We start from the raw sequence: 17,469 nt of genomic DNA on the forward strand, positions 1-17,469 counted from the left end.
TCACTTTGCGAAGCAAAGATTCACTATTGATTGGTGAATAGTCAATCGTCAATCCGCTTCGCTTGTCAATTTTTTTATGCTGCAAGCATTCACCATTCACTTTGCGAAGCAAAAGTTCACTATTGATTCGTGAATAGTCAATCGTCAATCCGCTTCGCTTGTCAATTTTTTTATGCTGCAAGCATTCACCATTCACTTTGCGAAGCAAAAGTTCACTATTGATTGGTGAATAGTCAATCGTCAATCCGTTTCGCTTGTCAATTGTTTTATGCTGGAAGCATTCACCATTCACTTTGCGAAGCAAAAATTCACTATTGATTGGTGAATAGTCAATCGTCAATCCGTTTCGCTTGTCAATTGTTTTATGCTGGAAGCATTCACCATTCACTTTGCGAAGCAAAAATTCACTATTGACCTTTAAATAATGTAATCGTATAGTCAAGAAGTTTTCCATCACCGTAGTCGCCATGTCCGGGAACAACAATTTTCACATCGGGATATTCTTTTTTTACTTTTTCAACGGTATTGGACCAGGCAGGAAGATTGGCATCTCCCAGATACCCTTTCCCCGCCTCAAGCTCTTTTAATAAACAGCCTCCAAATAAAATATTCTCGTTTGGAAAATATCCCACAGCATTGTCTTTTGTATGCCCTTCACCAAAAAATTTTGCAATGACATCTTTATCCCCGACTTTTAAAATAACAGAGTCATTAAAACTGTTTTCAGGAATAACAAAATTATTTTCTCTGGCCAGCTCAATTGTTTTCACATAGGAATAGGATGGAATATTGTGCTTATGAAAAGTCATCAATCCTCCCAAGCTGTCATCATGAAAATGGGTTGGAATAATGGCCTTAATTTTCGAATCAAGCTTTTCATTAATCCATTGTATCAGCTCTTCTGAACTTTTATCATTGGTAGGTGTATCAAAAACAACGGTTTCGTGATGATCTTTTACAATCAATCCATTACAGGGTACATTCCCGAAATCATTGGTCTGTTTAAAGGAGGTATGAATAAAACAATTCTCTGAAATCTGAGTAATGATCAGGGTTTTTGATTCATATATTTTCTTTGCTTTACAACTGTTTTTGCTCTGTGAGCTACAGCTTAACATGATCAAAGAAAACAAAATGGCCACTATATTTTTACTGATGAAATTCATAAAATGATAATTTACGCTTGAGATAAGCTAAGATAGGAATTCGTGGAACAGGATTTGTTAGCTGTTGTGTTAAAAAATGACGAATTGTAAGTGGCGAATCATTCATATGTTTCATCTGTCAATTTATTTTAAATAATACTACAGCTTAATTAAAAAAAATATAATATTTAAGTTAATAAAAGTCTCTTATTTATGGCGATTTTCTTAAATTCAATAGCTATTTTTGTAATATGAACTATTCGGCGGAACTAAAAAAATTTGTAACCAGTCAGTATGTATATTCTGCGATCAGAATTACATTAGCTACTGTTCTGCCTTGTTTAGTCCTCGCGCACTTCGGGATTTTGAAAGAATACTTCCTTTTCCCACTAGGAACCAGCTTTGTAGCGCTTACCGACCAACCCGGACCTTTTATCCGAAGAAGAAATGCCCTTACTTTTGCGATCTGCTGTTTTGTCTTTGTAGCACTTATTGCCAGTCTTGTGATGAATATTAAAGTGCTGGTCATTCTGGAAGTCATTGTCTTCGGGATGTTTTTCTCCCTGATCGGCGTTTATGGCCAGAGATTAGCTGCTGTAGGCTCATTATCCCTTGTGGTACTCGCTATCTTTATTGACGGGCATCTTACGGGAAGCAATATTTTTAAAAGTCTGCTGATATTTGCTTCCGGCTGTATATGGTTTCTGTTGATATTCCTTATTGTAACTACCATCCGTCCTTATAAACTGGCAAGCCAGATGATTGGCGAAAACTATCTTCAGCTGGCTGAGTTTTTAAAGATCAAAGCTAATTATTATCAGAAGAATCCGGATTTTAATAAGCTGACCACTCAGGTTATTGCCAAGCAGATTGAAATAAAAAACCTTCAGGAAGATACCAGAGAAACAGTTTTCAAAACCAGAACTATTGTCAATGAATCTACGACCACCAGCCGCTTATTAATGCTGATGTTTCTTAATTCAATGGACCTTCATGAAAAACTGATGACCTCGGAAAGTGACTATCAAAAGTTACAGCAGAGTTTCGAAGACAGTATGATCCTGGTGAATATCCATGATTATCTGAACCTTCTGGCGGAAGAGATCACCAATATCGGAATCGCCCTGCAAAGTGGTACCAGAGCCAAGCCGATGTTTAATCTGGAAGAGGAATTAAAAAACTTAAATTATAATTATTTCGAACTCAGAAATAAACAGCTTTCTCCCGACAATCTGGAAAATTTCATGATCCTTCGCCAGATCCTGATGCGTATCTATGAAATCACGAAAGAAATCAACGAGATCTATAAAGTATTTTCACAGGATATCAAACTGGCGAAAAGTTTATCTACAGGGTTGGATCTTAAGAAATTTATGCCCAATGAACCTAAACTGAATGCTAAGGTTCTGAGAAATAATATTTCATTATCATCTTCCCATTTCCGTCATGCCATAAGAATTACAACGGCTTTACTGCTGGGATACGTTTTTTCTATGTTTGATTTTCTGGGACTGGGACACACGTATTGGATCTTAATTACCATTACAGCCATTTTAAAACCGGCCTACTCTATTACAAAGCAGAGAAACCTGCTGCGTCTCTATGGAACCATTGCAGGGGCAAGTATAGCCTATGCCATTCTCCATTTTGTTCATATTAACGGCGTTTTATTTACGATCCTTCTGATCAGCATGATCATGTGTTTCAGCTTTCTGAAAGGAAGATATTTCTGGGCGGTATTATTTATGACAATCTATGTATTCCTCAGCTTTAATTTCTTAAACCCGGGGAAAGTCAATGTTATTTTTAAAGACAGAATCCTGGATACTGCTATTGCCGGGATCATTGCCTTTGCCGTGTCATATATTGTACTGCCGGTTTGGGAACATACGCAAAACCTGGATCTGATGAAGAAATCTGCCGCGGACAACCTTATCTACTTCCAGAGTGTGATTTCCAAATTCCTACAGGGAAATTTTGATCTTGAAGATTATAAGGTAAAGCGAAAAAATGCCATCATTTCTTTGGCTAACCTTTCCGATAATTTTCAGAGAATGATTTCTGATCCTAAAAATCAGCAGAAAAAACTGGAAGTGGTTCACCAGTTTGTGGCAACGTCTCACCTGATTACTGCCTATACTGCTTCCCTATCCCAATATGCAAAAAGTAATGAGCAGTATCCTGAAATAGATGCTGAAAGCTGGAGCAGAAAGATTGAGGCCGAAATGCAGCAAACCTCTACCCTTCTCAACGGAAATGATATTAACGAAACCCTGAAAATGGAAAGCCGCCTTGAGCCGGAAGATTCCTCCATTGAAGATATGCTCCTGAAAAGAAAAACAGAGATTGAAGAAAATGAAATTGTTGACCGAAGAGATCCTGATAAAATTTCACATTTAACCGAGCTTAAAAATATCCACGATATTCTGGAGCTGATCTATGATGTCGCAAAAGAGCAGAGAAAAGTGATCGAAAAATATAAAAACGAAACTGAGCCTACTCCTCCACAATCGTAAAGCAGTAATCGTCAAAGAATTCTACCCTGGCTTTGAATTCATCTGAAAACTGATCGTCGTAAACACGGCAACTGATTTTATGAAGGTGCTTTAGCTCAAAAGGCTTTACTTCATAATTCTTTTTTAAAGACCAGTATTTTGAGTGATGGATTTTATACATACTCTCTTTTACACTCCATATAATGGTATAGAAAGTATCCGCTTTGTCTTCCGGAATAAATCCACGCTCATTTTCATAGGTAAATTTATCAATCACCCTTAAAATCTTAGGATTGAATTTTTCAATATCAATTCCTATTTTATTTTTAGAAACAGCAATCGCCGCAAAAGGAAAAGAGTGCGTAATAGATATTTCCGCATCGTAGGGAGAAAGAAAAGGCTCTCTTTCTTTGTATAAAATTTTAGAATTGGGTTTTAATCCTTTCAGAAGCTTGCGCACCATCAGAACTTCCAGCAATTTTTTAGGATGATAATCTTTTACCTTTTCCGCATTTTCCGGTTCAAGAAGTTCATTGATATCAAGTTCTTCACTTTCATCATACTTCCAAACCAGAATGGTGGCATTGTCATCTGAAAAATCTCTGTAGAGGGGCATTCTTTTTTTATTGGACAAAAATAGTGAAAAGATGCGGAAGTTGAAAGGAATGGAAGAGGGACGCTGGAAGATGGGGGTTACTATTCGTTGTAAGAATAAATTAAAGATTAAATAAAAAATGTTCATGAAAAACAAACTCTTTGTTTCCTTAATCTTTATAACTTCCATCTTCCTTCTCCCAGCTTCCAGCTAATTATTTAGACTGATGATTCGCATCATTTCTGTGCTCTATAATTTCAAGTTTTGAATTTACAAAATAAGCACTTCCGAAACCATTTACATAAGAGCCTTTTAGAGGCTGCAATGCAATTAAAATAAAATCTCCCATTTCGGAAATTACCTCCACTACTTTGCCGTGAGTTTCTCTAAGTTTCCCAACAACAGTATTCCATACTTCAGAATCTCTTTCAATCTGAGAAGTAGCTGCTTCAAGTGTTAAACGTTCGCGCGCATAGATCTGCTTGGTTGCCGATTCGTCTTCAATAAACATAATGGATGTTTTTCTTCCGTCTGCAAGGTTTTTAGTATGTTTTGCCATGAAAGATACCAGAATATAGAATGTCTGATCAACCTGTACAAAAGGTGCATAGCTTGAATTAGGATTTCCTTCAGCATCAACAGTAGCAAGAATTACACTTTTTGAAGCATTGATCAGTTCCTGTACTTTGGGAGCAACAGGTTTTATTTTCTTTTCTGTATGGGTTTGGTTCATAATATATTTGTTTATCAGATAAAATTAGTTATTTATATTAAGACTAAATAATATTAATCCATGTTTAATCTCATAAAACCGAACTTGGTTTGCCGTTTTTATATCTTAATTATAAATCGTAATTTTGCCTTTCGTTATCAATTGAATTTTAAAAACTATTCATTACATATGAGTACTACAACACAATACGTTCCTTATAAAGTTAAGGATATCTCCCTTGCAGAATGGGGTAGAAAAGAAATTACCCTTGCAGAAGCAGAAATGCCAGGTCTGATGGCTATCCGTGAAGAATACGGACCATCTCAGCCACTGAAAGGAGCAAGAATCGCAGGATGTCTTCACATGACTATCCAAACGGCTGTGCTTATCGAGACTCTTGTAGCTTTAGGAGCTGAAGTTACATGGTCATCTTGTAATATTTTCTCTACACAGGATCACGCTGCTGCTGCTATTGCTGCTGCTGGAATTCCGGTGTATGCGTGGAAAGGATTAAATGAAGAGGAATTTGACTGGTGTATTGAGCAGACTTTATTCTTCGGTGAAGAAAGAAAGCCATTAAACATGATTTTGGATGATGGTGGAGATTTAACAAACATGGTTTTTGATAAATACCCTGAGTTCACAAAGGATATCAAAGGTCTTTCTGAAGAAACCACTACCGGTGTTCACAGACTTTACGAAAGAATGAAGAACGGAACTTTAGTAATGCCTGCCATCAACGTAAATGATTCGGTTACTAAATCTAAATTCGACAACAAATACGGATGTAAAGAATCTGCTGTAGATGCAGTAAGAAGAGCTACAGACGTAATGCTTGCTGGAAAAAGAGTGGTAGTTTGCGGATACGGAGACGTAGGTAAAGGTACTGCTGCTTCATTCAGAGGTGCTGGTTCTATCGTTACTGTTACGGAAATTGACCCGATCTGTGCACTTCAGGCTGCTATGGACGGTTACGAAGTAAAAAGATTAGATACTGTGGTAGATAATGCTGATATCATCATCACTACAACAGGTAACTTCAATATCGTAAGAGGAGAGCATTTCCTTAAAATGAAAGATAAAGCGATCGTTTGTAATATCGGTCACTTCGATAATGAAATCGATATGGCATGGTTGAACAAAAACTATGGTCATACTAAATCTGAAGTGAAGCCTCAGGTGGATATCTATACAATCGAAGGAAAAGAAGTAATCATCCTTGCAGAAGGTAGATTGGTTAACTTAGGATGTGCTACAGGCCATCCAAGTTTCGTAATGTCTAACTCTTTCTCTAACCAGACGTTAGCTCAGATCGAACTATGGAATAACTCTGCAGCTTACAAAAACGAAGTATACATGCTTCCTAAGCACCTGGATGAAAAAGTAGCTGCTTTACACCTTAAGAAATTAAGTGTGGAGCTTGAAACTCTTTCTCCTGAGCAGGCTGAATATATCGGTGTAGACGTAAAAGGGCCATTCAAGCCTGAGTACTACAGATACTAAGATCTTAACAAAACATGATATGATCCCACTATTGGTAAGATAGTGGGATTTTTTTATGCAGCATATAAAGCATTTCTTATTTTTGTCGCCTAAAAAAATAACATGAAAAAATTCTTATTTCTGGGGCTCGCGGGCTCCGTAATTTTCTTTAACAGCTGCAGCAGTAATGATGATAGTGAGGGAAACAATACCTCTTCTAAAGTATTATTAAGCAAAGTCACAATAGTTTATTATGACAATCCATCGCAGCCGCAGACAAGCATACAAACTCTGGAATACAATAATCAGGGTGAACTTATCAAAACATCGTCAGCTTTAGGAACTTCCAAGTTTGAATACAGTAACGGAAAACCAACTAAAACTACATATTATAAACCAGATGGTACGGTAGACTATTATTCAGCATATACTTACAATGGTGATCTGCTTACATCAGTTAAGGCAATCTACACGAATAATCCGGATTATAACAGAACCATTACTTATAATTATAATACCAACGGGCAAATGATTTCTTCCTCTCTTTGTCAGTCACCAGCCTGTTCCAATCCCATTGTAGATACTTTTACTTATGAAGGAAACAATATTTCAACAGAAATTTCAGAAGGTGGAGGATCCAGCTACAGCACAAAAATTGTTTACTCTTATGATGATAAACAGAGCCCATACATCAATATTAACAAATACTTAAAAATTATGATGGGAAGAGCCTATGCTGTAAGTCAAAACAATTATCTGACGGAAAAAATCAGCTATAAAAGTAATGGAGTCTGGATCCAAAATCAAACCAGAACTTCCACCATTCAATACAACAGCGCTGGTTATCCTACTGAGGTGATTTCAAAAGAAACCAACGGAAATCTTTCAGCGAAGTATACTTACGAATATATCACTCAATAAAATAAAGCTCTCCATTTTGGAGAGTTTTTTTATCAGCTGATTCCCGCTATCCGCTCATACTCCTCACGCCAGCACCTTCAACCTAAGCGATGCCGAAGGGCCACAGCGCAAGTTCCGGGGTAACCGCTGCTATCGGGGCTAGCAAAATATAAATGATGAATGATAAATCATAGATAGATTTATACTATTCAATAGGAGCAGCTTTAGCCGAACCATAAAACTACTTCATCATTCTATTCAATATTTTTCCCATATTTTCCCTTTGTAACGGCTCTATTTATAAAAAATGAATATCTTAGCCCTCTTAAACAAAACATTAAACTATGAAAAAACAAAGAGTATCGAATGCATTTGTGGCTGCGTCGTGGGTAGCATTGGGAGCAGGAATGATAGGCTTTATTGTCGGTCTTGCAAGAGCAGAAATGCTGCTGAATGAGAAAGGATATTATTTTACCATCCTTCTTTATGGCTTATTTGCTGTGGTTTCTTTACAGAAAGCAGTACGTGACAGATTAGAAAACATTCAGGTGACCGATATTTATTATGGAATCTGCTGGTTTGCAACATTATCATCGATTGTACTACTGGCCATCGGACTTTGGAATGCCACCATCCTTCCAAGTGAAAAAGGTTTTTATGCCTTTGCCTTTTTACTGGCTCTCTTCGGAGCCATCGCAGTGCAGAAAAACACCCGTGATAATATGATTCAGGAATAAAGCAAACTCTCCAAAACGGAGAGTTTTTTATTTATATAAATTCATTAAAATTTATAAAATACTACAAATTCAACATTTAAGTTAAAAATGTATTAAGTTTTTTGTTATTTTAGCAGTGCTTATTTCACAAACTAATGACATGTACAAAAAACTAATAATTTCTGCTCTGTTTATAGCAGCATTTCAACTTTCAAAAGCACAAAATGAGTTTATAACGATCTGGAAAACGCAAAACTCACAACTCATTAAATTTCCCGGCAGAGGAACCAATTTCAAAGTATATTGGGAAGAAGTAGGATATCCTCAGCATAATGGTACAATGAGTAATGTAACTTCCACTACCGAATTTATAATCAACTTGGGTGTACCTTTTAATCCGGTATCATCTCAAGCGAGTTACAGAATTAAAATCAGTGACGGCACTGGAAGTTTTGACCAGGTAAGATTCTTCGACAATACATTAACTCCCACTTACAATGCTCCAGACCGCTCAAAAATAACCCAGATTGCCCAGTGGGGAAATATAAAATGGAAAAGCTTTGACAATGCTTTTGTATACTGCGACAACATGGATGTTACAGCTACTGATGCACCGGACCTCAGCATGGCCACCAGTATGCGTCAGATGTTTTATTTGTGTATGTCACTCATCGGCAATCCTTCTTTTGATACGTGGAACACCTCTACCATCACAGATATGTATTATATGTTTGGTGACAATTATCTCTTCAACCAGCCACTGGGAAACTGGGATACTTCGAATGTTACGGATATGTCATATATGTTTGACTATACCGGATTCAACCAATCTTTGAGTAAGTGGAACACAGCCAAGGTGACCACCATGAAACATATGTTTCATGATTCTGAAAATTTTAATCAGGACCTTCAAAACTGGAATACCTCCAATGTTACTGATATGAGTGAAATGTTCTCTGGCACTGCTTTTAATCAAAATATTGGAAGATGGAATTTAAGTTCATTAACAACTGCTACCGGAATGTTTCTCAATTCTGAAATGAGCTGTGTGAATTATGATAAAACACTTTTTGGGTGGAGCCAGAGTTCATCAACACCCAGTAATATTAACTTATCCAGTGCTTCGCCATTAATCTATTCTCATGCCGATGCCGTTACTGCCAGAAATTATTTAATTAATTCTAAAGGCTGGATTATATCAGGTGATGCTTACAACGGACTCTGCAACCAGACACTTTCAACGTCTGAAAAGGAGATCAGTAATAAACCTGCTATTTACCCAAATCCTGCAAAGGATGTGATTTATCTTAAAAATATTCAGCATCCGGTAAGTTATAGCATTACTGATATGAGCGGAAGAACTGTCGCCAAAGACAATCTTGAACATGAAAAGATTGCCATCGGACTTTTGACTCCAGGAAATTATATTCTACAAATTTTGACAAAGGATACAATTCATTCACTTCCGTTCATCAAACAATAAACTAATCATAAAACGATAACCATGATTCTAAAGAAAATTCCAACACTCATTTTTCTTTTGTTACTATTTCTGGCGAAGGCACAAAATGAATTTATCACTATCTGGAAGCCGGCCTCTACTGTATTACCGGCGGTAAATGTAGACGCTCCGTACCAGGCAACCACACAACAGATATGGTTTCCCGGGATTGGCGAAAATTATGATATTTATTGGGAGGAAGTGGGCTATCCGCAACACAATGGTTCTCTTCTCGATGTAACTTCCACAAAACAGGTTCTTATAGACTTCGGTACGTCGATCGCAGAAAAAAATGATGCAAAATACAGAGTGAAAGTTACGAATGGTAACGGAATGTTCAGGCAGATAAAATTCGGAACTGCTCAATTATTTCCTGGTCCTGAGCAAATTATTCCTATCTGGCAGATCAACGGAAGTTCAGATAAAATATTAGAAATAGAGCAATGGGGTAATATTTCATGGACTACGATGAACGGAGCCTTCAGTCTGTGCAGGCTTATGCAGCTTACAGCAACAGATACTCCCAATCTTAATAATGTAGAGGATGCCTCTTTCATGTTTTATGGCACAACCAGCTTTAAGGGTGCCAGTTCTATGCAAAACTGGGATACATCGAAAATTAAGAATTTCAGCTTTATGTTTTCACTTTTATTTGATACGCCCCCAGCAGCCGGGCTGACAGAGCAATTCAACCCGCCTTATCTTGACAGCTGGAATATGTCTTCTGCCACCAACCTCAGCTATATGTTTGGAAACAGAAAAGTTTTTAACCAGTCTCTTAATAGCTGGGACGTTTCCAAGGTGACCGATATGAGCTGGATGTTCGGGCAGTGTTTAAGTTTTAATCAACGTCTGGATAACTGGGATACCTCAAGCCTTGAAGATATGCACTTTATGCTTCACATGATTCCTGTCTTCAATCAGCCTTTAAACTGGAATACTTCAAAAGTTACCAATATGGCTCATATATTCCATGGCTGTACATCCTTTAATCAGTCTTTAGAAAATTGGGACATGACCAAAGTAAAGAGAATCGATGATATACTGAATGGTGCAACGAATTACAATCAGCCATTAGGAAACTGGAACCTGGTTTCACTTATTAATGGTGCAGGCTCCTTAACACTGTCAGGACTTAATTGTGAAAATTACAGCAAAACACTCATAGGATGGGCAGACAATCCCAATACAGCCAACAATATCTCATTAGGTTCCTTAACAGTACTAAAATATGCCCCCAGCGTATCAGACAAAAGAGATATTCTGATCAACAAAGGGTGGTCATTTGTAGGTGATACTCCAGGAAGCTGCTTATTATCTTCATCGGATATAAAGCTGAATAAAAAGCCTCTGCTTTATCCTAACCCTGCAGTGGATGATATTCACATTGATGGAATAGATGATATTAAGGCATATAAAATTTATGATGCCAGCGGAAGACTTGTAAAAGAAGGAAATCCTAATAATGATATCATCAGTGTAAGTACTCTGCCAAAAGGAAATTATATGATACAGCTTGTCATGAAAGAAAAAACGGTTTCTTCAAAATTCATTAAAAAATAACCATAAATTTTTCCCTATGCTACTCAGAAATTTTTTGGCAAGCTTTTGTATTACACTGGTATTCATAGCGAAAGCCCAGAATGAATTTATCACGATCTGGAAACCCGCCTCTACAATAACACAGCCAATCACTGTAAGTGCTCCCTATCAGGCAAGTTCCCAACAAATATGGTTTCCCGGAATTGGTGAAAACTACGATATCTATTGGGAAGAAGTAGGATATCCCCAACACAACGGTTCCCTCCTCGACGTAACCTCCACAAAACAGGTTCTTATTGACTTTGGTACGTCGATCGCAGAAAAAAATGATGCCAAGTACAGAGTAAAAGTAAGTAACGGAAATGGCGTTTTTCAACAAATAAAATTCGGAGATGTACAGGAAACTCAGCTTCCGGATCAGATTTTCCCGATCTGGCAGGTCAACGGAAGCGCTGATAAGATACTGGAAATAGAACAATGGGGAAACATTGTGTGGACATCGATGAACAATGCCTTCAGCCAATGTAAACTTGTTCAGATCACGGCTACAGACACTCCCGACCTAAGTAATGTTGAAGATGCTTCTTATATGTTTTATGGTACAAAAAGCTTTACAGGCGCAAGCTCCATGCAAAACTGGGATACTTCTAAGGTTAAGCATTTCAGATTTATGTTTGCTTTGATCTTTGACACCGTTATCAGCTCAGTTTCTGATCAGTTCAATCCTCCTTATTTTAATACTTGGGACATGTCCTCTGCAACTGATCTCAGTTTTATGTTTGCGGGAAGAGCACATTTTAACCAGACCTTAAACAACTGGGACGTTTCGAGCGTAACTGATATGAAATGGATGTTTGCTCTTTGCCCAAACTATAATCAACCAATGGATAACTGGGATACCTCAAGCCTTGAAGACATTCGTTTTATGTTCCATTTTGATTCTGCTTTCAATCAATCTTTAAACCATTGGAACACTTCTAAAATTACCAATATGGCCCATGCTATTCATGGCTGCACGGCCTATAGTCATTCCCTTGAAAACTGGGATATGACCAAGGTTACCAGAATAGACCAGATTCTTAAGGAAACACCCAACTTTAATCATTCCCTTGCAAGCTGGAATCTTGCCAGCGTTAATAACGGGGCCCAGGCTTTGATGCAGACAGGAATGGATTGTGAAAATTTCAGTAAAACACTGGCAGGATGGGCAGATAATCCTGATACTGCCAATAATGTTGATTTAGATATTGTAACCCCTTTGACTTATGCTTCCAATACCGCAGATAAAAGAAATATTCTCATCAGCAAAGGATGGACGATGTCTGGTGATACGGTAGGAAACTGTTTACTGTCCTCATCAGAAGTCAGGCTGAATAAAAAACTTTCACTATATCCTAATCCCGCTGTGGATGATATTCATATTGAAGGACTAAGTGACATTAAAAAGTACAGAATTTTTGATACAAGTGGAAGACTTGTACTGGAAGGAAATCCTAATAAAGAAATGATCAATGTAGGATCATTACCGAAAGGAAATTATATTTTACAGCTCATTTTGAAAGATCAGACCATTTCTTCAAAATTCATTAAAAAATAAAACAAAAAAGCCTCGCTGAAAAGTGAGGCTTCTATTTTGAGTTGAAATAAATTATTGGTCAAAATGATTTGGGTGCTGCGCTTTAATATCATCCACAGTTCCCAAAACTTTATCTTTTAAGGAATCCTGGTATTTCTGAAGTTTTGCAGCGACTTCTTCATTACCGCTTCCTAAAATTTTTGCAGCTAAAATCCCTGCATTCAAAGCGCCGTTCAAAGCTACGGTAGCCACCGGAATTCCTCCGGGCATCTGAAGGATAGATAAAACAGAATCCCATCCGTCTATGGAATTACTGGACAAAATAGGAACTCCGATTACCGGAAGTGTAGTACAGCTTGCCACCATTCCCGGAAGGTGTGCTGCTCCTCCTGCTCCTGCTACAATTACCTTCAGACCTCTTTCCTGAGCAGTTTTTGCATAATCAAACATTCTTTCCGGTGTTCTGTGCGCTGAAACTACTGTTAACTCATAAGGGATATCGAGGCTTTTAAGAAAATTTGCAGCCTGTTCCATAATCGGCAGATCACTCTGACTGCCCATAATAATTCCTACCATCTTCAATTTTATTAGATGTTCAAAGATAAAAAAATAAAAATGTAAAGAGGAATAATTACAAAAAATCCGGGAAACGATTTATGATTATAATTCCTAAAAATAATTTAATCTTTCAATAGATCTTCCATTTAAAATGTAAAGAATAAATAAAGATCTTTTTGGCTCAGATTTTTCATCTGTACTCCTATAAATTACAGCATCTGTATCCATAACAATTCCTGGGAAAATAGATATATTTGTTGTTACACCACATTAAATTGAAAGATTATAAACTTACATTGGCTGTATGTACCGTTGCTATTGTCTGGGGTACTACGTTTTTATCGATAAGGGTTGCGGTAGAAACAATACCCGCCTGGTTTGTCGCAGGAATACGTCAATTTCTTGCAGCGATTATCATGTTCCTTATTCTTACCTATAGAAAAGAATTCAAATGGATAGGCTGGACAAGCCTGAAATACCAGTTTATCTTCTCTTTACTAATGCTTGTGATTGCAAACGGAATGACTACAGTAGCGGAAGAGGAAGTTACCAGCAGTCTTACTTCACTGATAAGTGCCTGTTCTCCTATTCTGGTATTTTTCGGAAGTATGGCTTTAGGTCTGCAGAAATTCAGCTGGCGGGCTTTTACAGGAGTTATTCTGTGTTTCAGCGGCATTCTTTTTATTTTCTGGGATGGCATTAATGATCTAAAAAACCCGGATTATGCGCTGGGTATATTATTTTTATTCATTGCCATTGCGGGATGGGCTTCAGGAACTATTTTTACCAAAAAACTGAACATTCAAAGCGGAAATATCTCACTGAACCTCTTTTATCAGTTTGCCTTTGCGGGAATTATCCAGATTATTTTTGCCTTTCTTTTTTCAGAAAACTACAACTTCGGAAACTGGAGCCTGAAAAGTATTTCTGCAATGCTTTATTTATCCTGTTTTGGCTCAGTAGCCGCATTTTTTGCTTTCCATTATGCATTGACCAAAGTTTCACCTGTTCAGGTATCCATATTGGCCTACATCAATACGGTAATCTCCATTTTTTTAAGCTGGCTGATTCTTGATGAAAAAATTTCTGCCAAATTCATCATTGCTGCAGTACTTATTATTGTCGGCGTTTTTGTGATCAATTACAATCCGGCCATGTTTAAAAAACAAAGAATCGAGTCGTAAATCAGAAAATAATATTCATTATTTCAACCCCTAGATCCCGCTGTTTTTTAATATATTAAATAGAATTAAAAGCAGATCCGTTATATGGGAATTTTCTATTTCTTTCATTTTTTCTTATATTGTATACTCCAACCGATACAATATGCTGAAAAACACATTTTTTTTATTGCTGGCTGCCTCTTTTCTATTGGTAAGCTGTGATTACAAAGAGAAGGAAAAGAACCTGACAGACAGGGAAAAACAATTATTAGAGAAAGAAAAAATATTCGCAAAAAAAGAATCCGAATATCAGTCTCTGCTGAAAATGAGAGACAGTATTTTTGCGAAAAAAGATTCTGTAGTAATTGCTGCTGTATGGCCTACAGAAATTTCCGGCCCATGGAATGGTAAAGTAATCTGTACAGAATCCAACTGCAGCGAGTATGCTGTAGGCGACCAGCGTACTGACATCTGGGAATTTGATAATGATTCTACCCAGCCTATTACCAAAATCATCAATAACAATAATCTGGTAAGGCTTTACACCGGCAAGTTTGAAAACAATGAGATCAGACTGTCTTTCAAAACAGATTCTACAGCCAAAAAGAATGTAGAAATGAGCGTTCTTCTTAATGATATTTCGGACAACAAGATCAAAGGAACAAGAACCATCACATCAGATGGCTGTACCGCCAAGTTCTCTGTTGAGTTAGTACGTTCCACAAAATAAACACTTATGATTTTACTGAGTATACACAACCTGAGCCTTCCTATAGAAGATCCGGTACTGAAGTTCCTGTTGGTACTGGTCATCATCCTTGCAGCCCCATTGCTGCTTAATAAAATTAAAGTTCCTCATCTCCTGGGACTTATCATTGCCGGAGCGATTATTGGTCCGAACGGATTCAATGTATTATCCAGAGACAGCAGTATTGTAGTAACCGGAACCACCGGGCTTCTTTACATTATGTTTCTGGCAGGTCTTGAGATCGACATGGGCGACTTTAAAAAGAACAAGTGGAAAAGTCTCACATTTGGTATCTATACCTTTACAGTTCCTTTTGTACTGGGATATCTGGGAGGATATTATATTTTACACTTCTCTATGCTGACTTCCATTCTGTTTGCCAGTCTTTTTTCATCTCACACGCTTATCGCTTATCCATTGGTGAGTAAGTTGGGAATTGCGAAAAATAAAGCAGTTAACATCACCGTTGGTGGTACGATGATCACAGATATTCTTGCTTTATTGGTACTTGCTGTGATTGTGGGAATGTCTCAGGGCGACGTGGGAACAGAATTCTGGGTTAAATTATCGGTCTCTTTTGTCGTTTTTGCCCTCATTGTACTTATTGTATTCCCTATTATAGGACGATGGTTTTTCAAAAGAGTGGATGATAAAATTTCGCAGTATATTTTTGTACTGGTTATGATTTATCTGGCTGCTATGCTAGCTGAACTGGCTGGTGTAGAAGCTATCATCGGAGCATTCTTTGCCGGACTCGCGTTAAACAGACTTATCCCTCACACTTCTTCTTTGATGAACAGGGTTGAGTTTGTAGGAAATGCCATATTTATCCCGTTCTTTTTGATCAGTGTAGGAATGCTGATTGATTTTAAAGTTTTCTTTAAAAGCTGGGAAACACTTGAAGTTGCCGCAATTATGCTGGTTGCCTCTATCGGAGGAAAATACCTTTCTGCGGTTGCCACTCAGAAAACATTCAGACTAACCAAAGAGGAAGGAAAACTGATATTTGGATTAAGCTCCGCTTCGGCAGCAGCAACACTGGCTTCCGTAATGGTTGGATATAACATCATCCTTTCTGAAACCGAAACCGGAGAACCTGTAAGATTATTAAATGAACACGTACTGAACGGAAGTATTCTTCTTATCCTCATTTCATGTACGATCTCGTCTTTTATTTCCATGGCGAGTGCCCAGAAAATTGCTGAGAGTGATAACGAAGATACCGTTTCCGGAAATACCCATGAGGAAGAAAATATTCTCTTAGCCATCAACCACGAAGCCACTGTTGAGAGAATGGTTAATCTGGGAATTCTGATCAAAGCACATTCGAATACAGAAGATCTTTTTGCATTAAATGTCATTAATGAAGACAAAAATGAATCATCTGTAAAGAATGCGGAGAAACTTCTTCACCAGGCAGCAGATGCAGCCGCAGCGGCAGATGTAAAATTGCAGGCTTTAAAAAGATATGACAATGATGTCATCAACGGGGTCAATAATGTGATTAAAGAACAGAAAATTACAGATCTTATCATCGGATTGGAAGACGAAAAAGGATTCTCCCCTTCTTTTGTATATAATCTTTATAACGGTTATCTTCAGAATGATGACGTCAATGTACTGGTTTATCATGCTGCACAACCGCTTTCCACCATTAAGAAATATGCAGTGATGATTCCCGAGAATGCTCATCAGGAAGCAGGATTCTTCCATGCATTGCTGAGGGTATGGAACATTGCCAGAAATTCCGGTGCTACAGTTGTTTTTTATGCTCCTGAAAACATTATTGATATTCTTCAGAAAATCATAAAGAAAGCCAATATAGAAGCTGAATTCATTATCATGAGCACATGGCAGGACGGAGAAAGAACCGCAGCACAGCTGAAAGATGATGAAGCCTTGATTATTCTGATGGCCAAGCGCGGTATGAAGTCATATATTCCAAGAATGAGACTGATCCCTGAACTGCTGAACAGGAATCTGAAAGACAATAATTACCTTCTGATCTTCCCTTTCTCGGAGTATGACAAAAACAGCCCGGAAATACGTTCTGTAGGAAATCACGGGGATTTTGTGGAAATTGGAAATGTCATTCTGAAGATTTTTAAATAAAAGAAATTTAGATAGGATGGAAGCTGGAAGAATGATGCGGGAAGTTTCTTCTCTGCGAATAATTAATTCTTCGTTATGATTAAACAATTAAATCATCAATAGCGTCGGGCTCCATAGGAATAAAATTGGCTTTAGATTCTGTGTTAACTTCCAAATATTTTTTATACATTTATATTTATAAAAGCGACCTTGAGTTAGCTTGCGTAGGGTGAACGTCTTTGATT

Annotated in this window: 15 protein-coding genes; 10 read left to right on the plus strand and 5 right to left on the minus strand. The window is 37.5% G+C overall.

Annotated elements, in window-relative coordinates:
* The coding region (locus FFS26_RS21795; RefSeq protein WP_137906146.1) for a hypothetical protein at nt 1-400 on the minus strand (400 nt) is incomplete at its 3' end.
* 7 nt (nt 401-407) lie between these two features.
* Entirely contained in the window at nt 408-1,166 is a 759-nt protein-coding gene (blaCHM, locus tag FFS26_RS21800) for a CHM family subclass B1 metallo-beta-lactamase (RefSeq protein WP_137906147.1), read from the minus strand.
* 230 nt (nt 1,167-1,396) lie between these two features.
* Between blaCHM and FFS26_RS21805 the strand changes: the two genes are divergently transcribed.
* Nucleotides 1,397-3,661 carry an FUSC family protein gene (locus FFS26_RS21805; RefSeq protein WP_110011774.1) on the plus strand — a complete coding sequence of 755 codons (2,265 nt, stop codon included), beginning with the start codon at nt 1,397-1,399 and terminating at the stop codon, nt 3,659-3,661.
* Here FFS26_RS21805 and FFS26_RS21810 read toward each other — a convergent pair.
* Nucleotides 3,642-4,256: a 4'-phosphopantetheinyl transferase family protein gene (locus FFS26_RS21810; protein WP_110011775.1), complete on the minus strand. Its 615-nt coding sequence runs from the start codon at nt 4,254-4,256 to the stop codon at nt 3,642-3,644. The genes FFS26_RS21805 and FFS26_RS21810 overlap by 20 nt on opposite strands.
* Before the next feature lie 193 nt (nt 4,257-4,449).
* Nucleotides 4,450-4,968 carry a pyridoxamine 5'-phosphate oxidase family protein gene (locus tag FFS26_RS21815; protein WP_137906148.1) on the minus strand — a complete coding sequence of 173 codons (519 nt, stop codon included), beginning with the start codon at nt 4,966-4,968 and terminating at the stop codon, nt 4,450-4,452.
* A 168-nt stretch (nt 4,969-5,136) separates the two neighbouring features.
* On the opposite strand from FFS26_RS21815, the gene ahcY reads away from it, so the two are divergent.
* From ahcY to FFS26_RS21845, 6 genes are all read left to right on the plus strand, one after another.
* A complete protein-coding gene (ahcY, locus tag FFS26_RS21820; RefSeq protein ID WP_110011777.1) occupies nt 5,137-6,450 on the plus strand; it encodes an adenosylhomocysteinase in 1,314 nt (437 codons plus the stop codon).
* A 102-nt stretch (nt 6,451-6,552) separates the two neighbouring features.
* Nucleotides 6,553-7,350, plus strand: a complete 798-nt coding sequence (locus FFS26_RS21825) for a hypothetical protein (RefSeq protein ID WP_110011778.1) — start codon at nt 6,553-6,555, stop codon at nt 7,348-7,350.
* 323 nt (nt 7,351-7,673) lie between these two features.
* The gene (gene yiaA, locus FFS26_RS21830; RefSeq protein ID WP_089790546.1) at nt 7,674-8,066 is read left to right on the plus strand and encodes an inner membrane protein YiaA; all 393 of its coding nucleotides are present in this window, start codon (nt 7,674-7,676) and stop codon (nt 8,064-8,066) included.
* Nucleotides 8,067-8,205: 139 nt separating this feature from the next.
* Nucleotides 8,206-9,528, plus strand: a complete 1,323-nt coding sequence (locus FFS26_RS21835) for a BspA family leucine-rich repeat surface protein (RefSeq protein WP_110011779.1) — start codon at nt 8,206-8,208, stop codon at nt 9,526-9,528.
* 21 nt (nt 9,529-9,549) lie between these two features.
* Entirely contained in the window at nt 9,550-11,109 is a 1,560-nt protein-coding gene (locus FFS26_RS21840; protein WP_137906149.1) for a BspA family leucine-rich repeat surface protein, read from the plus strand.
* Between the two features lie 16 nt (nt 11,110-11,125).
* Complete coding sequence (locus FFS26_RS21845) at nt 11,126-12,685, plus strand: BspA family leucine-rich repeat surface protein (RefSeq protein ID WP_137906150.1); 1,560 nt, start codon at nt 11,126-11,128, stop codon at nt 12,683-12,685.
* A 51-nt stretch (nt 12,686-12,736) separates the two neighbouring features.
* Here FFS26_RS21845 and purE read toward each other — a convergent pair whose 3' ends face one another.
* On the minus strand, nt 12,737-13,240 hold the full coding sequence (purE, locus tag FFS26_RS21850) for a 5-(carboxyamino)imidazole ribonucleotide mutase (RefSeq protein ID WP_110011782.1): 504 nt from the start codon (nt 13,238-13,240) through the stop codon (nt 12,737-12,739).
* A gap of 257 nt (nt 13,241-13,497) precedes the next feature.
* On the opposite strand from purE, the gene FFS26_RS21855 reads away from it, so the two are divergent.
* The 3 genes from FFS26_RS21855 to FFS26_RS21865 all read left to right on the plus strand — a co-directional run bounded on the left by FFS26_RS21855 (nt 13,498) and on the right by FFS26_RS21865 (nt 17,245).
* On the plus strand, nt 13,498-14,406 hold the full coding sequence (locus FFS26_RS21855; RefSeq protein WP_110011783.1) for a DMT family transporter: 909 nt from the start codon (nt 13,498-13,500) through the stop codon (nt 14,404-14,406).
* Nucleotides 14,407-14,548: 142 nt separating this feature from the next.
* Nucleotides 14,549-15,115 carry a hypothetical protein gene (locus FFS26_RS21860; RefSeq protein ID WP_110011784.1) on the plus strand — a complete coding sequence of 189 codons (567 nt, stop codon included), beginning with the start codon at nt 14,549-14,551 and terminating at the stop codon, nt 15,113-15,115.
* Between the two features lie 6 nt (nt 15,116-15,121).
* Complete coding sequence (locus tag FFS26_RS21865; RefSeq protein ID WP_137906151.1) at nt 15,122-17,245, plus strand: cation:proton antiporter; 2,124 nt, start codon at nt 15,122-15,124, stop codon at nt 17,243-17,245.
* Nucleotides 17,246-17,469: the final 224 nt, after the last annotated feature.

The organism is Chryseobacterium sp. 2VB (assembly GCF_005503635.1).
Classification (GTDB): domain Bacteria; phylum Bacteroidota; class Bacteroidia; order Flavobacteriales; family Weeksellaceae; genus Chryseobacterium; species Chryseobacterium cupriresistens.

Coding starts and splice junctions, on each gene's coding strand:
- blaCHM (WP_137906147.1), bottom strand. CDS start 1,166: ATGAATTTCATCAGTAAAAATATAGTGGCCATTTTGTTTTCTTTGATC.
- FFS26_RS21805 (WP_110011774.1), top strand. CDS start 1,397: ATGAACTATTCGGCGGAACTAAAAAAATTTGTAACCAGTCAGTATGTA.
- FFS26_RS21810 (WP_110011775.1), bottom strand. CDS start 4,256: ATGCCCCTCTACAGAGATTTTTCAGATGACAATGCCACCATTCTGGTT.
- FFS26_RS21815 (WP_137906148.1), bottom strand. CDS start 4,968: ATGAACCAAACCCATACAGAAAAGAAAATAAAACCTGTTGCTCCCAAA.
- ahcY (WP_110011777.1), top strand. CDS start 5,137: ATGAGTACTACAACACAATACGTTCCTTATAAAGTTAAGGATATCTCC.
- FFS26_RS21825 (WP_110011778.1), top strand. CDS start 6,553: ATGAAAAAATTCTTATTTCTGGGGCTCGCGGGCTCCGTAATTTTCTTT.
- yiaA (WP_089790546.1), top strand. CDS start 7,674: ATGAAAAAACAAAGAGTATCGAATGCATTTGTGGCTGCGTCGTGGGTA.
- FFS26_RS21835 (WP_110011779.1), top strand. CDS start 8,206: ATGTACAAAAAACTAATAATTTCTGCTCTGTTTATAGCAGCATTTCAA.
- FFS26_RS21840 (WP_137906149.1), top strand. CDS start 9,550: ATGATTCTAAAGAAAATTCCAACACTCATTTTTCTTTTGTTACTATTT.
- FFS26_RS21845 (WP_137906150.1), top strand. CDS start 11,126: ATGCTACTCAGAAATTTTTTGGCAAGCTTTTGTATTACACTGGTATTC.
- purE (WP_110011782.1), bottom strand. CDS start 13,240: ATGGTAGGAATTATTATGGGCAGTCAGAGTGATCTGCCGATTATGGAA.
- FFS26_RS21860 (WP_110011784.1), top strand. CDS start 14,549: ATGCTGAAAAACACATTTTTTTTATTGCTGGCTGCCTCTTTTCTATTG.
- FFS26_RS21865 (WP_137906151.1), top strand. CDS start 15,122: ATGATTTTACTGAGTATACACAACCTGAGCCTTCCTATAGAAGATCCG.